This window comes from Streptomyces sp. NPDC030222, assembly GCF_055573115.1.
On sequence record NZ_JBVICA010000019.1, the window covers coordinates 21,230 to 35,644 of the forward strand.

A 14,415-nucleotide genomic window follows, 5' to 3' on the forward strand; every position below is an offset into this window, starting at 1 on the left:
CCCTCGCGGCATTTCCCTGTCCGCACGGCACCCCGTTGCTTCCCTTTGACCCCCCATGACCCTTTGATTCACCTACCTGTGGAGTACTGATGCCTCTACGCGGCAGGTTGCTGACCTCACGCATGCCCAGACATGCGGTGGCGGCGACCGTCCTGGGGCTGGCGCTCTCGCTCTCGGCAGGCATGGCCGAGGCGGTACCCGCCACGCCCGATGGAGCCAAACGGCCCGGAGTACCGGGCAGTTCGGCCCCTGCCGAGGGGAAGGCCGCCAAGGTCAAGCCCCGTCCCGCCGACGCCGCGAGCAAGGCCGCGGCCAAGACCCTCGAACCGGCGAGCTGGCCGCAGGCCGGCAGCACGGAGATCACCCTCTCCACCCCGGCGCCGGTGTCCCGCTTCGCGCGCTCCGGCCGCACCGCCGTCTTCAAGTCCACCCAGGGCAGCGCGGGCGGACTCCCCGTCAGCGTCGCCGCGGCGGCGGACGGCAAGGCGGCACGCGCCGCAGGCAGCGCGCCGTCGAAGGTGAAGGTCACCTCGCTCGGTCAGAAGGCCGCCGCGAAGTGGGGCAGCGCGGCCCTGCTCACCGTGGGCCGCGCGGACGGCTCCAAGAAGTCCGCCCCGGTCCAGCTGTCCCTGAACTACGCGAAGTTCGACGAGGGCGCGGGCGGTGGCTTCGGCTCCCGGCTCCAGCTCGTCGAGCTCCCGGCGTGCGCCGCGACCCAGCGGCCCGGCAGCAGGAGCTGCCCGGCCGCTCCCAAGCGCATCCCGTTCAAGAACGACCCCGCGACCCGGACGCTGAGCGCCAAGGTCGCCGCGGCCCCGGCCTCCGGCTCCACTTCGGTCTTCGCCGTAGCGGCCGGCGACTCGTCCTCGAAGGGCGACTACACGGCCACCAGCCTCGCCCCCTCCGCGACCTGGTCCGTCGCGAACTCCTCCGGCGGGTTCTCCTGGAACTACCCCCTGAGGACCGTCCCGACCCCGGGCGGCCTCGCGCCGCCGCTGTCCCTGGCGTACTCCTCGCAGTCCGCGGACGGCCGTACGGCGGCCACCAACAACCAGGGCTCCTGGATCGGTGAGGGCTTCTCCTACGAGCCCGGCTACATCGAACGGCGCTACAAGTCCTGCTCCGACGACGGCCACAAGGACTCCGCCGAGAACTGCTGGGCCTTCGACAACGCCACGATCATGCTCAACGGAATGTCCGGCGAGCTGATCCAGGACGACAAGACCAAGGAATGGCATCTCGCGTCCGAGAACGGCGCGAAGATCGCCAAGCTGACCGGCGCCGACAACGGTGACAACGACGGCGAGCACTGGAAGCTCACCACGACCGACGGCACCGAGTACTGGTTCGGCCTGAACAAGCTGCCCGGCTGGACCACGGGCAAGGAGACCACCAAGTCCGCCTGGACCTCCCCCGTGTTCGGCGACGACTCCGGTGAGCCCTGCCACAACGCGACCTTCACCAGGGCACACTGCAAGCAGGCCTGGCGCTGGAACCTCGACCACGTCAAGGACACCCACGGCAACGTGATGTCCTTCTTCTACGAGACCGAGACCAACCGGTACGCGCTGAACGGCAAGACCGACGTCAACGGCACCGAGTACGTCCGCGGCGGCTACCTGGAGCGGATCGACTACGGCCAGCGCGAGGGTGCCGTCCACACCGGCAAGGCGCCGGCCCGCGTGGTCTTCAGGACCGCGGAGCGCTGCCTGCCCGACGCGTCCTTCGACTGCGCGGAGTCCAAGTTCAGCACCGCCAACGCGGCACGCTGGCCGGACACCCCCGTCGACCGGTACTGCAAGCCGAACACCAAGTGCACCGCCACCCAGTCCGCGCAGACGTTCTGGACGACCAAGCGGCTCACCGGCATCACCACGCAGATGAGCTCCGGTACGGGCCCCGACGACTACGCGGACGTCGACGCGTGGACGTTCACCCACATCTTCACGGACAACGGTGACGACACCAGGACCCTCTGGCTCCACAAGATCGACCACGAGGGCAGGGGCGGCGGCGGCAGCATCAAGATGCCGTCCGTCGAGCTCCAGGGCGTGCACCTGAAGAACCGCGTCGCGAGCGACACGGACAACATCGACGCCATCCACCGCTTCCGCCTGGCCACCGTGCTCAGCGAGACCGGCGCCCAGCTCGACATCACCTACGCCCCGGCCGAGTGCAAGGCCTCCGCACTGCCCAAGCCGGGCGAGTCGACGAAGCGCTGCTACCCCGTGGTCTGGGCACCGCCCGGCAGCATCGACCCGAAGACGGACTGGTTCCACAAGTACGTCGTCGCCGAGATCGAGGAGACCGACCGCACCGGCGGCGGCGAGGACCTGCTGACGCGGTACGACTACGAGGGCAGCGCCGGCTGGCGCAAGGCCGAGCCCGACGGCATCACCGAGGACAAGTTCCTCACCTGGGGCCAGTGGCAGGGCTACGGCAAGGTGAAGGTCACCAGCGGCAACCGGCAGAAGATGTCGACCCGCATCGACTACACCTACCTCCAGGGCCTGCACGGCGACAGGCTCCCCGGCGGCGGCACCCGCACCGAGGAGGTCACCGACTCCACCGGCACCAAGTACACCGGCCACAAGGAGTTCACGGGCTTCCAGATCGAGGCCCAGACGTACAACGGCACCAAGGTCGCGTCCAAGGCGATCACCGAGCCGTGGAAGCACGACACCGCCACCCAGACGAGGTCCTGGGGCACCACCAAGGCGACGATCGTCCAGTCCGACGTCTCCCGCGGCTACACCGCCCTGTCCGGCGGCGGCTGGCGCACCACCAAGGCGGTGTCGACCTTCGACACCTCCAACCGCACCGGCCGGCTGCTGCAGACCGACGACTCCGTGGATCTGTCCACGAGCGACGACGACACCTGCACCCGGGTCACCTACGCGGACAACCCGGGCAGGAACCTCTACACCCTGGAGTCCCGCACCGAGGTCGTCGCCACCGGCTGCGGCGCCGCCACGGACCGGAAGACCCAGGTCATCGGTGACACCCGCACCTACTACGACGACCTGGCGTTCGGCGCCGCACCCACCAAGGGCGACGAAACCAGGACCGAGCGACTCACGTCCCACAACGGCACCACCGGCACCTACCAGGTGACGAGCACCGGCAAGTTCGACGCCTTCGGGCGTCCGACGTCGGAGGCGGACGCCACCGGCGCCTCGGTGACCACCAAGTACACCGACGTCAACGGGCTGGCCTCCAAGGTCGTGGTCACCAACCCGCTCGGGCACGTCCTCACCAAGGAGTTCGCGCCCGCCTGGGGCCGCTCCATCGGTGAGACCGACCCCAACGGCCGGCGTTCCCAGATCGAGCTCGATGCGCTCGGCCGCGTCTCCTCGGTGTGGTTCCCCGACCGGGCCAAGTCCCAGTCCCCGAGCGTTAAGTACACGTACGACGTCCGCCGCGACAAGCCCGTCTCCATCAAGACGGAGAAGATCGAGAAGGACGGCGGGTACGGCGTCGAGTACCAGCTCTTCGACGGCCTGCTGAGGCCGCGGCAGCTGCAGAGCGAGGGTCCGAACGGCACCCGGCTCGTCGGTGACTCGTTCTACGACGGCACCGGAAAGGTGAAGCTCGGCAACCAGACCTACAACGCCAACGGGCCGCCCTCGAACGAGCTGCTGACCGTCGCCAACGGCGAGGTCGGCGCGCAGTACCGCTACGAGTACGACGGCATGGGCCGCAAGACGGCCGAGATCTTCCAGGTCGCGGGCGTCGAGCAGTGGCGCGCCACCATGACGCACGACGGCGATCGGGTCCACATCGACCCGCCCAAGGGCGGCGTGCCGACCACGGTGATCAGCAATGTGGCCGGTGCGACGACCGAGCTCCGTCACTACCACGGCGAGAGCCCGGACCCGTCCGCCCCGGCGAGCGGCTACGACTCCACCAAGTACACGTACTCGCAGGGCGGTGACCTTCAGACGGTCACCGACGCCAAGGGCAATGTCTGGCGGTACGAGTACGACCAGCTGAACCGCAAGGTCAAGAGCGTCGACCCGGACACCGGCACCACCACGTACGGATACGACGCGGTGGACCGGCAGATCTCCAGCACGGACAACCGCGGCAAGAAGGTCTCCACGGTCTACGACAAGCTGGGCCGTGCGGCCTCCACCTGGGAGGGCGAGCCCGAGAAGGGCACCAAGCTCACCGAGACCAAGTACGACAAGGCGGGCTGGCTCGGCCGGGCATGGGCGACGCTGCGTTACACCAGCGCGACGGAGTACTTCTCCACCGTCACGCAGGACATGGACGCGCTGTACCGGCCGCTGAAGACCGCGTACACGGTGCCCGCGTCGCAGGACAAGCTGGCCGGTACATACGTCTTCACGACGACGTACAACGCCGACGGCACGGTCAACGGCCAGGGTCTGCCGGCCGCGGGTGGTCTCTCCAGTGAGGCGATCGCCTTCGGCTACGACGACTTGCAGCGCCCGAAGACGATGACGGGCAAGACGTCCTACGTCACCGACACCGTCTACTCGCCGACCAGCCAGCTCCAGCAGCTCGAACTGTCCACCGGCGCGGGCCGGAAGAACTGGCAGACGTTCCACTACGAGAAGGGCACCGACCGCCTCAAGCGTTCGGTCGTCGACATCGAGGGCGTCACCGGACCGGCGAAGGAGGCCAACTACTCCTACGACCAGACCGGCAACGTCCTGTCGATCTCCGACACCGCGGGCCCGTCCCCGGACGTCCAGTGCTTCGCCTACGACTACGGCAAGCGCCTCTCCGAGGCGTGGACCCCGGCCGCGACCGCGACGGCGGCGACCGGATCGGGAACCGTCGGCAGCCAGTTGGACGCCTCCGCGCCGTCCGCATGTGCCTCGGCCCCGGGCACGTCCCCGCTGGGAGGTCCCGCCCCGTACTGGACGTCCTACGAGACCGACGCGATCGGCAACCGCAACAAGGAGGTCCGCCACGACGTCGGCCTGGACGCGGCCAAGGACGTCACCCGCACCTACACCTACGGTGAGGGACCGGCCGGCCCGCACGCCGTGACCAAGGTCGTCGAGAAGCGGCCCACCGGTGAGCAGCAGTCGACGTATCACTACGACGACTCGGGCAACACCGATCAGCGGGTCCTGAACGGCGACACCCAGACCCTCACCTGGAACGCCGAGGGCAAGCTCGCCAAGACCACGGAGGCCGACGGAAGGACCACCGACTACCTCTACGACGCCGCCGGCAACCGTCTCGTCCGCACGGACGCGACCGGCACCACCGTCTACCTGCCGGGCACGGAGCTCCGCCAGGCCAAGGGCAGCAGCAAGGTCGAGGCGACCCGCTACTACGGCTTCGCCGACAAGGCCGTCGCCATGCGGTCGGACAACGTGGACCTGTCGTTCCTCGCCGCCGACCACCACGGCACCAACGAGCTGTCGGTCAACGCCACCACGGGCGCGGTCTCGCAGCGCCGCCTCGACCCCTACGGCGTCGAGCGCGCGAAGCCGACCGGTAGCTGGACCAGTGAGAAGGGCTTCGTCGGTGGTGACATCGACGCCCAGACGGGCCTGACGAACGTCGGAGCCCGCCAGTACGACCCGGGCCTCGGCAAGTTCATCTCGCCCGACCCGGTGATCGACTTCATGCAGCCGCAGCAGGTCAACGGCTACGCCTACGCGAACAACAGCCCGGTCACGCTCTCCGACCCGAGTGGTCTGTGGATCGGGTTCTTCATCAAGTGGGCGTTCGACATGGCGAAGAAGTACTTCTCCAGGTCCAACAATGCGGTCAGCAGGGCCGAGCGGGAGCTGGGCCAGGTCGAGTCGAACTACAGCCAGACGAAGCAGAAGGTCAAGAAGGCGGCCCAGGCGCTCACCGACATCGCCATGGAGGAGCTCGGCATCGACGCCGGTCTCGACTGCTTCTCCTCGGGCGACCTGTCGGCGTGCGGTGAGACCGCCCTCAACGTCGCGACCATGCTCATCGGCGGCCTGCCGGCCAAGCTGATCAAGAAGTACGGCTGGAGGCTGGACAAGGCCTGGGACCTCGGCAAGAAGATCGCGGGTCATCTCGATGACCTGGTCAGCGGGGCGATGAAGGCCTGGGACCAGTCCTCCAAGGTCCAGAAGGCCAAGGAGAAGCTCGAGAAGGTCAAGGCCGCCGTCAAGAAGAAGGGCGGCACCTGCGAAGTCCCGCACAGCTTCCTGCCTGGGACCCCCGTCCTCCTCGCGGACGGCTCCACCAAACCGATCGAGGAGGTCGAACTCGGCGACAGAATCGTCGCCACCGACCCCGAGACCGGTGAGACCGTCGCCCGTGAGGTCGTCGGCACGATCGTCACCGAGGACGACAAGCAGTTCGTCGACCTGACGATCCAGGCGGAGGGCAAGAAGCAGGCCGCGCTCGTCTCCACGACGACCCACCCGTTCTGGGTGGAGTCGGAGGGCAAGTGGATCGAGGCGGGACAGCTGCGCCCAGGCATGGAACTGCGCACGCCGGACGGTGACACGGTCACCCTCGCGGGCATTCGCACCTTCGAGAAGCGCCAGCGGACCCACGACCTCACGGTCAAGGGAATCCACGCCTACTATGTGCTGGCGGGCGGTACGCCGCTGCTGGTCCACAACTCCGACGGATGGTGCGGCCCGGGTCGCAAGACTCCGGAAGAAGCCGGCATCAGTCCGCGGGACGCGCAGCGCATCCAGAACGCGGCCGACCGATACGGCGAGCCCATCATCGTGGTCGGAAGCCGTGCAGGAAACGGGAATCTCAACCCCACGTCCGACTGGGACTACATCCTGTTCGGCAAGGCGAAGGGCCGTAACAAGATCAAGAATTCCTTGCCGAGGGGAACGGGCAGCGGTGAGGGAAGCGGCCGCGGACGTGACTTCTGGCAGGGCAGCACTCCGGAGGCCTGGAAGACTTTCACCGAGTTGGATCGAAAGCTGCCGTACGTCGTGTTCCTCCCCCGGAAGAAGTGATCAATTGAATCCGACAGATCGCATCCTCAACGAGGTGGCCCAGGGACTGCGCGGCATGGACGACGCGGTGGACTGGTTCTCCTCACTGGATGAGACCGAGCGGCGAGCCGTACTCCTGAAGCTGGTCCAGCACTGTATGCAGGCCCATGCGACGGCGGAGGACGGTCGCGAGGGTGTGGCGCGCTCCGGCGTGAAGCCCACGGCGACCCCGGCGGTTCTGGTGGTCAAGGAGCCGGTCCTCGATCGCAGAGGAACGATCGTGGGGCTCCCCGCCTACGAGCAGGTCAAGGGCTTCCGCGTTCTCCTCTCCACTTTCGCCGTAGCCGACACGAGGCGAAGGGAGACGGAGTGCCGGGGCGGCTGCAGCCACTTCTGGCACAACCTGTCGTAGGTACCGTCCGTCCGTTGCCGTTTCGGAGCACCTCCGAGGACTACTGAAGCGGCATCCGACGCAGGTGCGGCGAGCTCCCTACCGGATTGCCCGGTGGGAGCTCGCACGCAGATGAAGGCGAGTATGCGCCAAGTCCACCGGCACGGCTTCCAGAGCCGGCCCGTGGACCAGATGGCACCCGGCCCGTGCGCCTCCCCGGCACACGGGCCGAGGCCGTTCAGTGGGCGCCGGCCGGCTCGCGCTCGCGCAGCGCGGCGGTGTGCGCGTCCATCCGCTCGGCGGCGAGGATCGCGACGGTCGTGTCGGCGCGGGACGCGGCGACGACCAGCGCGCGGCCCGCGAGGGCGAGCGCGCGGTCGTGCAGCGCGGAGCTGTCGGCGTGGCTCAGTCCGGCGTGCCGGGCCGGGGGCGCCCCGCGCAGCCGCGCGACCTGTGCGGCGATGCGGTCGCCCGCTTCGCCGAGCGCCAGCTCGTCGGTGACGGCCAGCAGCGCGGCGAGGTGTCCGGCGAGCTGGATGTCCAGCTCTTCCTCACGGGACCGGTGGGGGAAGTCGGCAGGGGCAGGCTCGGTGGCGCGCGCCATGGTGTGTACCGACTTGGTGCGGATCGGTTCGTACATGGGAATGGCCTCCCGCTCGCTGACAGGAGGCCATCCTACATTGGATTCAGTCTAAAGTTGAGTCGAATCGTTTAACGATCACAAGGAGCCGATGACCGGCGCCGACGCGGCCGCCGACCCCGGTCAGTGCTGCCCGTACCCGTCCAGGAACGCGCCGATCCTCGTCACCGCGTGCGCGAGGTCCTTCACCGCGGGGAGCGTCACGATGCGGAAGTGGTCCGGCTCGGGCCAGTTGAAGCCGGTGCCGTGGACGACCATGATCTTCTCGGCCCGGAGCAGGTCCAGGACCATCTGGCGGTCGTCCTTGATCTTGTAGACCGAGGGGTCCAGCTTCGGGAAGAGGTACAGCGCACCCTTGGGCTTCACGCAGGTGATGCCCGGGATCTGCGTGAGCAGGTCGTACGCGGTGTCGCGCTGCTCCAGGAGCCGTCCGCCCGGCAGGACGAGCTGCTCGATCGACTGGCGGCCGCCGAGCGCGGTGGCGACCGCGTACTGGGACGGCATGTTCGCGCACAGGCGCATGTTCGCCAGGATCGTCAGGCCCTCGATGTACGAGGCCGCGTGCTGCTTCGGGCCGCAGACCGCGAGCCAGCCGCTGCGGTAGCCCGATACGCGGTAGTTCTTGGAGAGACCGTTGAAGGTCAGGACCATCAGGTCCGGCGCGATGACGGCGGTCGGGGTGTGCGTCGCGCCGTCGTAGAGGATCTTGTCGTAGATCTCGTCCGAACAGACCACCAGGTTGTGCCGGCGGGCGACGTCGGTCAGCGCCGTCAGCATCTCCTCGTCGTACACCGCACCCGTGGGGTTGTTCGGGTTGATGATGACGATGGCCTTGGTGCGGTCGGTGATCTTCCGCTCGATGTCCGCGATGTCCGGCATCCAGTCGGACTGCTCGTCGCAGCGGTAGTGCACGGCGGTGCCGCCGGCCAGGGACACGGCCGCCGTCCACAGCGGGTAGTCCGGCGCCGGGACCAGCACCTCGTCGCCGTCGTCGAGCAGGGCCTGCATCGACATCTGGATCAGCTCGGACGCACCGTTGCCGAGGTAGACGTCCTCGACGCCCAGCTCGATGCCCTTGGTCTGGTAGTGCTGCATCACGGCGCGGCGGGCGGACAGCAGGCCCTTGGCGTCGCCGTAACCGTGCGCGTCCGCCAGATTGCGGAGCATGTCCTCCAGGATCTCCGGCGGGCACTCGAACCCGAACGCCGCGGGGTTTCCCGTGTTCAGCTTGAGGATGCGGTGACCTGCTGCTTCAAGCCTCATTGCCTCCTCGAGCACCGGGCCCCGGATCTCGTAACAGACATTGGCGAGCTTCGTCGACTGGATCACCTGCATGCCGGTCAGATTACGGGGCACACCCCCGTTCGTGCGCGGTGTTTGCGGCCACCCGCCCCTTACGGCGGCGACGCACCGGACGGTGTCCACTTCGATCGGAATGCGCCCGGCCGTGCCCGGGTGCGGATTTGCGGGGTGGCACCGCGTGCCCGGCTTCAAATCCGGAGCCTCCGCCCTTCGCGTGACTTCGGTCACCCGTGGCGGCCTTCCGCTGCCGGACCGCGGGCCCTCTCCGTCGAATAGCTCACTTGTTCGGTTTCCTGGTTACGCTGGATCCATGGCCGCACCGCTTCAGGGCTCGCTCTTCGACCAGGCCGACGACATCGGCCTCGGTCCCCTGGCGGGCGTCCGGCGGACCGTGCTCGGCGACGGCGCCTGGCTCGATCTGCTGCCCGGCTGGCTCCACGGTGCCGACGCCCTCTTCGAGGACCTGGCCGCGCACGTCCCCTGGCGCGCCGAACGGCGTCAGATGTACGAGCGGGAGGTCGACGTCCCCCGGCTCCTCGCCTACTACCGCTCCGGCGACCCGCTCCCGCACCCCGTCCTCGCCGAGGCGCGCACCGCACTGACCGCCCACTACGCCGCCGAACTCGGCGAGTCCTTCGTCACCGCCGGGCTCTGCTACTACCGCGACGGCCACGACAGCGTCGCCTGGCACGGCGACACCATCGGCCGCGGCTCCCGCGAGGACACGATGGTCGCCATCCTCTCCGTCGGCGCCCCGCGCGACCTGGTCCTCCGGTCACGCCGCCGCGCGGCACCGACCGTGCGCCATCCGCTCGGCCACGGCGACCTCGTCGTCATGGGCGGAAGCTGCCAGCGCACCTGGGAACACGCGATCCCCAAGACCGCGCGTCCGGTCGGTCCGCGGATCAGCATCCAGTTCCGCCCCCGCGGGGTGAACTGACCCCGCTGGGAACGACTGTGTGAATACGGCCCGGATATTCGAATCCGCACTTTTCTGTGAAACCCGGATTATCCACCCATAGGCGGTGGAGACTTGCCCTGCCGGGTCTGGCACGCGCACGGTGCACAGCCGGCGCAGGGGAGGTCTCATGTTCGGTTCGATTCTCAGGAAGACCCGTGCCCTGGCCACGGGTGCCGTGGTGGCACTGGGCCTCGTCGGCCTCAGCGCCGCACCGGCCAGCGCCTGGACCGGGGGGAACGTCTGGGTCAACTTCGGCAGCTGGAACTGCCCGGCGGGCGGATCCGTCGTCGGCATCTACTGGGCGGTCGACACCTACTCCAGCGGTCCGGCCGGCGGCGACTGGGGCGACAACGTCATCTACCCGCGCGTCCGGGTGGGATCCGGCGCGTACAACACCCTCAGCTACCAGGTGAAGTGCAGGAAGTGGGGCTGGTACACGTACAACGGCGTGGTCGGCCAGCGGTACCTGACCCCTTACAAGTCGGGCCTGAGCTACACCTACTGACCCGGTCCGCCGCGCCACGTCGCGTGAGGATGTGAGGGCCTCGTCGCGTGGGGATGTGAGGAGGGGTGCCCGGCGGCCTCAGGTCGCCGGGCACGGCTCTTCGAAACCGCGCCGCGCCCCTCCGGGAACCGGCGTCGGCGCCGCCGCCCGGCCGTCGTTTCCCGGCTTCACCCGCATCGCGGCCACTCTGCGCCGCACCTCCTCCGGAGACAGCCGGTCGGCCGAGCCGCCGGGCGAGGCACCACGGCAGCCCTTGCACAGACCGCTCGGCCCCTTCCTTATTGAGGGAGCTCGGAGCCCGAAGCCCGAAGCTCGGCCACGAACACGGACCACGCGGCCGCGGGAACGGAGAAGGCCGGGCTGCTCTCGCCGAGCTTGGAATCGCGGACGTGGACGGTGTGGGGGGAGGTGGCGACCTCGATGCAGTCACTGCCCTGGCTGTCGCTGTGGGTGGACTTGTGCCAGTCGAGGGCTACTTCGACGCAGTCGGCGCCTTGGTCATCGCTGTAGGTGGATTTGTGCCAGTCGAGGGCTACTTCGATGCAGTTGCTGCCGTCACTATCGCTGTAGCTGGACTTGAACCACAAGAGCTGCCGACTCATAGCTCCTCCGCCATCTGCGTAATGCGCTCGGTGGATTCCGGAACGCTGAGCGCCTGTGTCCGGATCATTCCATGCGTCTGAGTGAGCTCGCTGATCTTGCCGACGTCTGCATAGAGGGCACTTGTCTTCTGCCCCTCGGCGAAGGCGTAGTGCTCGTGGTCGATGGTCTCCAGCAGGACCAGCGGACCCATCAGTGCAAGACCGCTGCAACGCCCCACGGGTAGCACTTGGATCGATACGTTTCGCAGTCCGCCCAGCTTCAGTAAATGCTGCAGCTGCCGCCTCATGACCTCGGGGCCGCCCACGCCCGCCCGCAACGCCGCCTCGTACACCACGAACCCGTACACCGTTCTGGTCTTCCGAATCAGCGCTTCCTGCCGACGCAGCCGCGCGGCGACCCGTTCCTCCACCGTCTCGTCGTCCAGTGGCGGGCAGCTCTCGCCGATCAGGGCGCGGGCGTACTCCTCTGTCTGTAAGAGGCCCGGCACGAGGAGCGGCTCGTACGAGTGCACCGCGATCGCCTCAGCCTCGATCGCCATGAACTCCTGCGCCCTCGCAGGGAACGGCTCAGGCTTCAGGAACTCCTGCGCCGCCAGTAACTTCCCGCCCGCCCCGCACATCCCGTCCGCGATCTGGAGCAGCCGCACGGTGGGCCGCCTTCGCCCTTGTTCCATGGATTTGACGGTTTCGTACCCGTACCCCGCCTCGCGGGCGAGTTCCTCTCGGCTGACTCCGGCTTGCGCGCGCCAGAGCTTGATCTGGTTGCCGCAGTAACGCCATGTGTCCGTCACGGGCCACCCTCCCCGGGTACAGGCCGGGTACAACAACCGTTCGTACCCTTGTTGTTACTGCCCCACGTTAGGCCCGCGCCAGCACCGTATGCGCCATGAACCAGCACATCGAGTGGCGCTTTCCACGCAATCCTCTGAGCGTCCGCCGGGCCCGTGGACTACTGGCCGACCAGGCGCGGGAGTGGAAGGTGCCCGACGAGGTGTCGAGCACGGCCGTACTGCTGCTGAGCGAGCTCGTCACGAACGCGTGCGTGCACGCCCGGGTGCCGCCCGGCCGGGAGGTGTGGACGCGGTGCGAGCTCCGGCGGGAGGTGCTGCGCGTGGAGGTGTCGGACGCGAACGACGTCCTTCCCGCACCGCGTCGGCGGGTGGCGTCGTCCGAGGACGAGTCGGGGCGCGGGCTGGCGCTGGTGGCGGCGCTCGCCGACGACTGGGGCGCGTACCCGCGCGAATGCGGTATCGGGAAGACGGTGTGGTTCGAACTGGTGACGGACACGGTGGGGTGACCCCCAAGGGCGAAGGGGGGATTCTCCCGACTGTCGTTTCGCGTTGGCCGGGAATCCATGAAAAGCGCGAAACGTGAACAACGGTTGATTGCGGCGATGGAGATCTTTTCAGGTCGTTTTCAGCGGTTGCGGGTGGACTCCGGATCGGGCGTGCCCTGTAGGGTCGGCAATCCGTGCGACCGGTGGGGTGAACTGACTGCTCATGTGGGTGCTGACGTGCTGACTGCTGCCGCAATACGCCGACTCGGTGCGACCGGATCGGCGGCCATCGCCGTGGGAGGACTGGCAGCGGGGACGCTGCCTGCTCGTGGAGGGCTGGGCGTCTGGGTCCACAGGGACCTCCTGACCACGGTGGCCGCCGCCGTCCTCGCCTACGCCGGACTGACGCTGCTCGTGGTGGCGTGGTGGAGATGGGGGAGGCTGCTCAAGGAGCACACGGCCGCCGGGGCCGTCGGTGTGCGCGACACACTGGTGACGCTCGGCTGGTGGGCGGCTCCGATGGTGCTGGCGCCTCCGCTCTACAGCGCCGATGTGTACAGCTACATAGCGCAGGGCGCGATGGTCCTCGAAGGGCTCGACGTGTACGGCGCCGGGCCGTCCCTCCTCGGCGGTGACGCGCCGATCGGCGGGGACGCGGTGGAGAGCGTCGGCAAACAGTGGCGTGACACTCCCGCGCCGTACGGGCCGTTCTTCCTGATGCTGGCGAAGGGGCTGGTCTGGGCGACCGGCGGTGAGCTGGTGCCCGCGGTCCTCGCGATGCGGCTGATGGCCCTGGTGGGGCTCGGCCTGATCGCGTGGGCGCTGCGGGAGCTGGCCCGCGAGTGCGGGGCGAGCGAGACCGGTGCGCTGTGGCTCGGCGTGCTCAACCCGCTGACGCTGATCCATGTCGTGGGCGGTATGCACAACGACGGCCTGATGATCGGCCTGATGCTGTCGGGAGTCGCACTGGCGCTGCGCGGACGCTGGCTGCTCGGCAGCGGGCTCGTCGGCCTCGCCATGATGATCAAGTCCCCGGCGGCGCTGGCACTGCTGTTCATCGGCGTGATCGTCATACGGCAGGGCGCGGGAACGGGCTCGCCGTGGCGGCGGGCGGCGAAGGGACTCGTCGTCCCGGGGCTGGTCGCCGCGGCGGTCGTGGCCGGTGCCACGCTGGTGAGCGGGACCGGCTTCGGCTGGACGAAGACGCAGAGCGTGGCGGGCACCATACACACGTCGCTGTCGGCGTCGAGCGACCTCGGTCTCGCGGCGGGTGAGGTGGCACGCATGCTGGCCGGCTCGGACCCGCTCCAGGTCAAGCAGGCCGTGCAGACCCTCGGTCTGGTCGCCGCGCTGGCGGTGATCGGGTTCCTGGCGTTCCGCACGCTGCGCCCGTGGCGCGGCCGGCCGCCCCTCCACCCCGTCCAGGGGCTCGGGCTGGCGCTGGTCGCTCTCGTCGCGCTGTCGCCGATGGTGCAGCCCTGGTACCTGCTGTGGGGCCTGGCCGCGGTGTCCGCGTCGACCGCGTGGGACGGCAGGGTCGGCCGCGCGCTGATGGTGGTGAGCGCGGGCCTGGCGTACGTGACCCAGCCGGACGGCCACACACCGGGGTTCGGCTTCGTCCTCGGCGCGGGCGTCGGCGTGGTGTGCGTGATGGCACTCCGCGACCAGGCGGCCAGGACCACGCCGGTGGTGGCCGAGAAGGGCGCCCTGATGGCGTGAGACGAGCCGACCGGACTCGGGGGGGGGGGGGGGGGGGGGGGGGGGGGGGGGGGGGGGAGGGGGGGGGGGGGGGGGGGAGGGCTGACGGGTTGG

At 68.9% G+C, this 14,415-nt stretch carries 10 protein-coding genes; 6 read left to right on the plus strand and 4 right to left on the minus strand.

Annotated elements, in window-relative coordinates:
* Window positions 1–122: 122 nt before the first annotated feature.
* Window positions 123–6,947: an RHS repeat-associated core domain-containing protein gene (locus ACZ4Z5_RS24730; protein WP_468266285.1), complete on the plus strand. Its 6,825-nt coding sequence runs from the start codon at window positions 123–125 to the stop codon at window positions 6,945–6,947.
* A 4-nt stretch (window positions 6,948–6,951) separates the two neighbouring features.
* Window positions 6,952–7,338, plus strand: a complete 387-nt coding sequence (locus ACZ4Z5_RS24735; protein ID WP_468266287.1) for a DUF5958 family protein — start codon at window positions 6,952–6,954, stop codon at window positions 7,336–7,338.
* Window positions 7,339–7,555: 217 nt separating this feature from the next.
* On the opposite strand, the gene ACZ4Z5_RS24740 is transcribed toward ACZ4Z5_RS24735, so the two are convergent.
* Complete coding sequence (locus tag ACZ4Z5_RS24740; protein ID WP_468266289.1) at window positions 7,556–7,957, minus strand: SCO4983 family protein; 402 nt, start codon at window positions 7,955–7,957, stop codon at window positions 7,556–7,558.
* A 123-nt stretch (window positions 7,958–8,080) separates the two neighbouring features.
* Complete coding sequence (locus ACZ4Z5_RS24745; RefSeq protein ID WP_468266291.1) at window positions 8,081–9,292, minus strand: pyridoxal phosphate-dependent aminotransferase; 1,212 nt, start codon at window positions 9,290–9,292, stop codon at window positions 8,081–8,083.
* A 277-nt stretch (window positions 9,293–9,569) separates the two neighbouring features.
* On the opposite strand from ACZ4Z5_RS24745, the gene ACZ4Z5_RS24750 reads away from it, so the two are divergent.
* Both ACZ4Z5_RS24750 and ACZ4Z5_RS24755 read left to right on the plus strand, forming a co-directional pair.
* Window positions 9,570–10,199 (plus strand): alpha-ketoglutarate-dependent dioxygenase AlkB family protein, encoded by a 630-nt coding sequence (locus ACZ4Z5_RS24750; protein ID WP_468266293.1) that lies wholly within the window; start codon window positions 9,570–9,572, stop codon window positions 10,197–10,199.
* 148 nt (window positions 10,200–10,347) lie between these two features.
* A complete protein-coding gene (locus tag ACZ4Z5_RS24755) occupies window positions 10,348–10,725 on the plus strand; it encodes a hypothetical protein (RefSeq protein ID WP_468266294.1) in 378 nt (125 codons plus the stop codon).
* Window positions 10,726–11,003: 278 nt separating this feature from the next.
* Here the strand turns inward: ACZ4Z5_RS24755 and ACZ4Z5_RS24760 are convergent, their stop codons facing one another.
* Both ACZ4Z5_RS24760 and ACZ4Z5_RS24765 read right to left on the minus strand, forming a co-directional pair.
* Window positions 11,004–11,327 carry a DUF397 domain-containing protein gene (locus ACZ4Z5_RS24760; protein WP_468266296.1) on the minus strand — a complete coding sequence of 108 codons (324 nt, stop codon included), beginning with the start codon at window positions 11,325–11,327 and terminating at the stop codon, window positions 11,004–11,006.
* Window positions 11,324–12,118 carry a helix-turn-helix domain-containing protein gene (locus ACZ4Z5_RS24765; protein ID WP_468266298.1) on the minus strand — a complete coding sequence of 265 codons (795 nt, stop codon included), beginning with the start codon at window positions 12,116–12,118 and terminating at the stop codon, window positions 11,324–11,326. Before ACZ4Z5_RS24765 ends, ACZ4Z5_RS24760 begins: the two co-directional genes overlap by 4 nt.
* A 95-nt stretch (window positions 12,119–12,213) precedes the next feature.
* Between ACZ4Z5_RS24765 and ACZ4Z5_RS24770 the strand changes: the two genes are divergently transcribed.
* Together ACZ4Z5_RS24770 and mptB are read left to right on the plus strand one after the other, a co-directional pair.
* Window positions 12,214–12,624, plus strand: a complete 411-nt coding sequence (locus ACZ4Z5_RS24770) for an ATP-binding protein (protein WP_468266300.1) — start codon at window positions 12,214–12,216, stop codon at window positions 12,622–12,624.
* Between the two features lie 219 nt (window positions 12,625–12,843).
* On the plus strand, window positions 12,844–14,322 hold the full coding sequence (mptB, locus tag ACZ4Z5_RS24775) for a polyprenol phosphomannose-dependent alpha 1,6 mannosyltransferase MptB (RefSeq protein WP_468266515.1): 1,479 nt from the start codon (window positions 12,844–12,846) through the stop codon (window positions 14,320–14,322).
* Window positions 14,323–14,415 lie beyond the last annotated feature (93 nt).

Bases quoted from the DNA above. Each gene is read 5' to 3' on its own strand.
- ACZ4Z5_RS24730 (WP_468266285.1), top strand. From the start codon at position 123: ATGCCCAGACATGCGGTGGCGGCGACCGTCCTGGGGCTGGCGCTCTCG.
- ACZ4Z5_RS24740 (WP_468266289.1), bottom strand. From the start codon at position 7,957: ATGTACGAACCGATCCGCACCAAGTCGGTACACACCATGGCGCGCGCC.
- ACZ4Z5_RS24745 (WP_468266291.1), bottom strand. From the start codon at position 9,292: ATGCAGGTGATCCAGTCGACGAAGCTCGCCAATGTCTGTTACGAGATC.
- ACZ4Z5_RS24750 (WP_468266293.1), top strand. From the start codon at position 9,570: ATGGCCGCACCGCTTCAGGGCTCGCTCTTCGACCAGGCCGACGACATC.
- ACZ4Z5_RS24755 (WP_468266294.1), top strand. From the start codon at position 10,348: ATGTTCGGTTCGATTCTCAGGAAGACCCGTGCCCTGGCCACGGGTGCC.
- ACZ4Z5_RS24760 (WP_468266296.1), bottom strand. From the start codon at position 11,327: ATGAGTCGGCAGCTCTTGTGGTTCAAGTCCAGCTACAGCGATAGTGAC.
- ACZ4Z5_RS24770 (WP_468266300.1), top strand. From the start codon at position 12,214: ATGAACCAGCACATCGAGTGGCGCTTTCCACGCAATCCTCTGAGCGTC.